Source organism: Hansschlegelia beijingensis (assembly GCF_045505405.1).
Taxonomy (GTDB): domain Bacteria; phylum Pseudomonadota; class Alphaproteobacteria; order Rhizobiales; family Methylopilaceae; genus Methylopila; species Methylopila beijingensis_A.
On sequence record NZ_JBJKEX010000604.1, the window covers coordinates 1 to 981 of the forward strand.

2 protein-coding genes are annotated in these 981 nt (G+C 71.3%); both read right to left on the minus strand.

Annotation, left to right across the window (positions count from 1 at the left end):
* Nucleotides 1-525, minus strand: a 525-nt coding sequence (locus ACIKT0_RS19015; RefSeq protein ID WP_407106853.1) for a transglycosylase SLT domain-containing protein, incomplete at its 3' end; no start/stop codon positions are given.
* Nucleotides 526-676: 151 nt separating this feature from the next.
* A partial coding sequence (locus ACIKT0_RS19020; protein WP_407106854.1) for a helix-turn-helix transcriptional regulator occupies nt 677-981 on the minus strand: 305 nt, incomplete at its 5' end.

The window sequence follows — 981 nt, forward strand, 5'->3', positions numbered from 1 at the left end:
GGCCGAAGCCGTGGGCGCGGTGCGCGGAGCCGGCGCGGCGCTCGCGAGTTCGAAGGAGCCCGACGCCGGGGTGATCGGCGCGGCGGAGAACTTGCCGTCGCGACCGAGCCCGACCTGCGCCAGCATGCCCTTGCGCTTGGCGTCGTAATAATAGCCGCTGGCGTAGAGCCGCACGGCGCGATCGCTGTCGCCGCCCGCGACCTTGTAGGCGCCGGCGAGGTAACGAACCGCGTAGGTGAGGTTGGTGTCGGCGTCGAGCAGGCCCGCCGCGGAGCCGCGGTAGCCCATGGCCTGGGCCGTCGCGGGCTTGATCTGCATCATGCCGAAATGGCCGCGATTCATGGCCTTCGGATTGTATTTGCTCTCGCGTACGATGACGCGGCGGATGAGCGATTCCGGGACCCCGTGGGCCCGGGCGTGCTTGGCGATGATGGCGTCGTACTGCGCCGGAGCAGCGGACTCGGCGGACTGCGCGGCTGGCGCGCAGGCGATCGCGAGCGCTACTCCCGTCAGAGTTGCCTTCAAATCCCCGTCCCCACGTCGCTGCGCGAACTGCCTTGGTCGCCCCCAAATGCGGCCAGAGCGTGGCCCGGCCAAAATGAGACCGCATTCTCAGGCCGGCGTCCAGCGCGGGTCGCCCCTCCCGACCACGTGCCGCGGAAGCGCTCCCGGCCGGTCACCGTCTGACGCCGCGCAGGCTGCGCGACGCGGCGGCCCCGAAGGTGCGGCGGAAATCATGCGCGAAATGCGCCTGATCGGCGAAGCCCGCGGCATGGGCCGCTTGCGTGAAGCTCGCTCCGGCGACGATCTCGGCGATCGCGCCGCGCATCCTACTCCAGGCGCGGTAGCGCCGGATCGGCACGCCGACTTCCGACGCGAACAGATGCTGGAGGCGCGAGGCCGACAACCCGCAGAGCCGCGCGAGCTCCGGCACGCTGACGCCTTCTTCGGAGGCCGCCGCCAGCGCCGCGACGGAGATCG